This window comes from Moorena sp. SIO2C4 (genome assembly GCF_010672485.1).
In the GTDB taxonomy this organism is placed as follows: Bacteria; Cyanobacteriota; Cyanobacteriia; order Cyanobacteriales; family Coleofasciculaceae; genus Moorena; species Moorena producens.
This window is the reverse complement of sequence record NZ_JAAHGN010000582.1, coordinates 1-4,704: the sequence shown is the minus strand read 5'-3', so window position 1 is coordinate 4,704 and position 4,704 is coordinate 1. Positions and strand designations below refer to the sequence as shown.

Annotated in this window: 4 protein-coding genes; all 4 read right to left on the bottom strand. The window is 37.9% G+C overall.

The window, feature by feature from the left end; all coding sequences use genetic code 11:
* Positions 1–183: 183 nt before the first annotated feature.
* From F6K20_RS40170 to F6K20_RS24930, 4 genes are read right to left on the bottom strand one after another with little or no spacing between them, the layout of a single operon-like run.
* Positions 184–498 (bottom strand): WD40 repeat domain-containing protein, encoded by a 315-nt coding sequence (locus F6K20_RS40170; RefSeq protein WP_353736823.1) that lies wholly within the window; start codon positions 496–498, stop codon positions 184–186.
* The gene (locus F6K20_RS24940) at positions 408–2,999 is read right to left on the bottom strand and encodes a WD40 repeat domain-containing protein (protein ID WP_287296422.1); all 2,592 of its coding nucleotides are present in this window, start codon (positions 2,997–2,999) and stop codon (positions 408–410) included. The genes F6K20_RS40170 and F6K20_RS24940 overlap by 91 nt, the downstream gene beginning before the upstream one ends.
* Positions 2,996–4,354 carry an AAA family ATPase gene (locus F6K20_RS24935; protein ID WP_287296426.1) on the bottom strand — a complete coding sequence of 453 codons (1,359 nt, stop codon included), beginning with the start codon at positions 4,352–4,354 and terminating at the stop codon, positions 2,996–2,998. Before F6K20_RS24935 ends, F6K20_RS24940 begins: the two co-directional genes overlap by 4 nt.
* Entirely contained in the window at positions 4,294–4,440 is a 147-nt protein-coding gene (locus F6K20_RS24930) for a hypothetical protein (protein ID WP_287296421.1), read from the bottom strand. Before F6K20_RS24930 ends, F6K20_RS24935 begins: the two co-directional genes overlap by 61 nt.
* Between the last annotated feature and the right edge of the window lie 264 nt (positions 4,441–4,704).

The following is a 4,704-nucleotide window of genomic DNA, read 5'->3' as shown; positions in this document are numbered from 1 at the left end:
TTGTCGCGCGGGCAGGATGCCAGTTTCATGCTTATTTTCGCGCGGGCAGGATGCCCACTCTACTTCTATGGATTTGAAGACTGAGGCAACAGGATCTCTTGTGCTTGTTTTATGAGCGACTGCATCAAGAAAGAATCAAATCTTATTACTACTCCCTGTTCCCTGTTCCCTATTCCCTACTCCCTACTCCCTACTCCCTACTCCCTCCAAGCGCAAAAAATGCATATTTCCCCCTTCATCCCCTGCCACAATCGTTACATCATCCGGTGCAACGGCACAACAGTTGATAGCACTTTCTCCAGTAAACGTAGCAATAACTTCCCTAGTCTCGAAATCCCACACTTGGAGTGTTTTATCGGAAGATGCAGAAATCACTAGCTTGCCGTTGGATGTTACTTTGATCCGATTTATGGAGTCCGTATGACCTGTAAAGGTAAAGATTTCCTCTCGCTTTTCCAAATCCCAAATTTTAATGGTATTATCCTTTGAGCCAGACACGACGTAGTTACATCAGGGGTTACGGAGAGAGTATTGACTGAATCCCCATGACCTGTAAGGGTGAAACATTCCTTTCTAGTTTCTAGATTCCAAATTTTGATAGTTTTATCCTTGGAGCCAGAAACCAAATACTTACCATCTGGGGTGACAGCTAAACTAGTAATCTCGTCCTGATCACCTTTGAGGACAAAATGTAACTTTTTGGTGTCCAGATGCCAAACTTTAATAGTGGTGTTAGTTGAACCAGCAATTACATAGTTGCCATCTGGCGTAATTGATAGAGTTGTAGCGGAATCATCAAATATGAAGGTTATTATATAATATAGAATTTTATCCAATACATATAAAAATGCCATGAACAAAACTAGTAACACAATGCTAATCCAAAATGAAAATAAAGATTTAATATATAAAAATAAAAATATAATAGTTAATATGTAAATAATAGATATCAATAAAATTGAATAATTATAGCAATATTGAGAGATTGATATTAAATCGCAAATTTTCTTTATTTTGATATAATTCCAGACAGTCAAAAATTGATAAGATGACGGTATTTTATTACTTATACAAACCAACAAGTTATTGGGGGCAATCCCTAGCCCAATAATTTCATTGGTTTTATAAGCTTGAATTGACTCTGTTATATCCGAATATTTGCTATAGTTTGATAGTTTAATTTTTTGTTTAGATAGTTTTTTATACAAATCTTCAGGTAGATTATTTTTAGGGATATTAAAATACTTATATATTTTTGCTACAACTATTATAAGTATAATTATCATTACAATAATCAAAAAAACAATCAAGTTTAAATGAATTAAAGGAACAAAAACAAATAGAATAAAACTAATCCACAATATAGCTATTAATAAATCAAAAAACATCGACAATATTTTTTTATTACATTGATCAATTAGCAATATATATTTTTCAATAAAAATTTTTGTTAATATAATAATATTATCTTGACAGTTATGAGTGCTATAAAAACTAGAAACTATAGTTTTTTTTTCTAAATTCCAAACTTTTAGGATATTATCTTGTCGCCCAAAAATAACTTGCTTCCCATCCGGACTAATAGTTACATCATTTACTGAAGTTTGGTCTTCTATTAATTCAATATGCTTCTCTTTTGATTCTAAATTAAAAATCTTGAGTGTTTTATCCTTGGAAGAATAAATAATTTTATTTCTATTTCGTATTAGTTTAACATCATAGATTGAGTCATCATGGGCAATAAAAGTAAAAAATTCTTTTCTAGATTCTATATCCCAAACTTGAATAGTATTATCGAAGGAAGCAAAAATTACCTGTTTACCGTCAGGTGTAACAGCAAGAGCAGTAATAGGATTATTATGACCTGTAAGGGTTAAAGCTTGTTTTTTCGTTTCTAAATTCCAGATTATAATGTTTGTACCCTTATGACCAGAACCAGAAATTAGCCACTTATCGTCATGAGTAACTGCCATTGCATATACTGGTTTCGAATGTAAACTACGCTTATCGGCTTCATAGTTATTTATAAAATTGAAAAGCACGTCACCGGTTTCTAAACTCCAAACCTTGATAGTTCCATTATCTGAACCAGAAATTATGCGATTATCAGAGGTGATAACAACAGTTCTTACTATGTCTCTATGACCTTTTAGGATTAACTCTTCTTGCCCAGTTTCCAAATCCCAGACTTTGATAGAGTTAAGCTTTGCAATTGATGCTGAAACCACTTTTTTGCCATCGGGAGTAGCCGCTAAAGCAACTACAGGGAGACTATGACCATTAAATCTCAGTATTTCTTTACCTGTTGCTAAATTCCAGACTCTAACCGTGTTATCAGATGCACCAGAAATTACCCTGGTGCCATCGGGAGTAACCGCTACAGCATTTACTGGAGAAGTATGGCCTGTTAATGTTCTAATTTCTGCACCTGTATTCACATCCCAGACTTTAACCGTGTGATCCGATGAACCAGAAATTACCATGGTGTCATCTGGTGTGACAGCAATTGAATTTACGGAGTCACCATGACCACTAAGGGTAGATAGTAAGGGTCCAGTAGGGGGATTTAACGTAGCTGTCAAGCTACGCAAACAAGTAGTTTCAGTTTGCGGTATCTGTTGTAATAATCGTTGAATGTCTGGGGTATCAAAATCTAGTAAACGCCCTGACAGTTGCCCTGCTAATTGGGTTGGATCTTGACTTAAGATATGTGTTGATAGTCGCAATGCTCCTTGAATTAACTTCAGGGATGTTATCGTTTGCTCGCTGTAGTCTGGATGGGATAAGTCTATATTATAAATCAACTCATAATCTTCAATCAGTGCCTTTATGCCAAATTCAGGATGATTAAGTTTAGCTTCGATAAACTCATAATTACTCAACAAACGAGATAAGTTGTTAACTTTACCACCTTCTAACCACAAACGGGGAATTTCACCCAAGAAATGCTCTATTTCTTCTGGTGATTTTTGCCCTAACCAATTGCGAAGATTAGTCATAACTCCAGTCCTTCTGTCATATTATCGGCAACTTCAACACTAATATTAGGTAACATCATACCCGCCGCTTGCACAATATCCTGACGCTTCAAAAAATCTCGGAAACTTTCGTGATAAAATCGATAACGTGGTGGTCTATAGCTTTCTTGCTTTTGTAAAAATTGCTGCCATCCATCAAGCACTTCCTGCACGGTGAATTCATCTTGCTTAGAATAGTTAGCAATTATTTGACGAGAAGCTGCACTACGTAAGGCACACATCACATAAACAATTTTAATTTTAGCCCTGGGTAAAGGCTTGGTTGTCATCCCCATCAGTTGCCAATGGTTTTCATAATAGCCTTGTAATCCTACTGGTAATTCATTTAAGGGTTTATCATTATAAAAGCCATTGGCTATGGCTGGTAAAACACAGCGCAAATACATAAAGTTATTTTCGCTTTTTGCCGCAATCTCTTCTACAAACTGCTGATTAGAGAGGGAAGGTTGCTGGTTAATCCACTGACTCAATCCCGGTTTATAGTCTGCATGATTCAGCAATTGCCAAATATAGTATTTTACATCTCGATGGCTTTGTTGAGCGTTTTCCCTTAAATCCAATTCTTGGCTTGGTGTAGCAGGAGATAACCGCAGCCTTTTCTCATTGTGATTATAGGGTCTTCTGGTGAGTATAAAATAAATACTATCTGGCAAAATAGTCGGTAAATATAAAAGATTACCAGCTCCCTCTTGGTCAACTTCATCCAAGGCATCCACAACAATCACCAACCGTTCACCGGCAGATAATTTTTCCCTAACCTTAGCCAACAACGCTGATAAATCAGCATCTTGAGCATCTGGTAACTGGTAACGAGTGATCAATTGTTGACGGATTTTTCTGAGGAATAATTCTGGACGATTCATGCCCTCAGCACGACTATTAAAAAAGCAAATTGCTTCTGGGTTGTCTAATACATACTTAGCAGCAATGGCACTTTTACCCATGCCAGCATCACCAATAACGGTAAAGTAGCCCTGAGCATTGTTGCTGAAGAAGTCTTCAATAGCCTTAAAGACAAACTCACGTCCGCAAAATAAGTGAGTTTTGTCTTGAATAAATTGTTGAAATTCTGGTGGTAACTGGTGTTGAGGCTCCCAGTCTTTTCTATCAACGATCTCAGTTGGTTTAAGATTTAGAACCTTGCAAATATTTCTAACTGCCCATCGTTCCACTCCATGGGGACAATCTTTAGTACCAAGCAAGCGCTGAACGGTATCCTTAGAAACATAGGCTTGATCTGCTAATGTCTGTTGATTCAGTCCAGCGTCTTTGTAAGCTTGTCTGAGTCTGGCTTTACCTTGCTGACTCGATCGCACTTTGTCAGATTCACGCATTTTGATTTTAGGGAGTCGGGAGTCGGGAGTCGGGAGTCGGGAGTCGGGAGTCGGGAGTCGGTAAGCATTCAGCGGTCAGCGGTCAGCGGTCAGCCGTTAGCTTTGTGGCACAGGCTTCGACGTTGTGACTTTACGCTTACCTGTTTTCTTCAAAAGTTCCGTAGCTTGCCCATAGCCCATAAGCTGATAGCTGATACGCGACACGCTGATAGCTGAATGCTTAATTAGGGCAGATAGGTTTTCTTGATTTACCTATTTGCCAGCCAACCCGCCGGCGGCCGAGGCGGCCTCGATGATCGCGGAGCGGGCCCCGGGCGACCTGAACGAGGTGA

Coding starts and splice junctions, on each gene's coding strand:
- F6K20_RS24940 (WP_287296422.1), bottom strand. CDS start 2,999: ATGACTAATCTTCGCAATTGGTTAGGGCAAAAATCACCAGAAGAAATA.
- F6K20_RS24930 (WP_287296421.1), bottom strand. CDS start 4,440: ATGCTTACCGACTCCCGACTCCCGACTCCCGACTCCCGACTCCCGACT.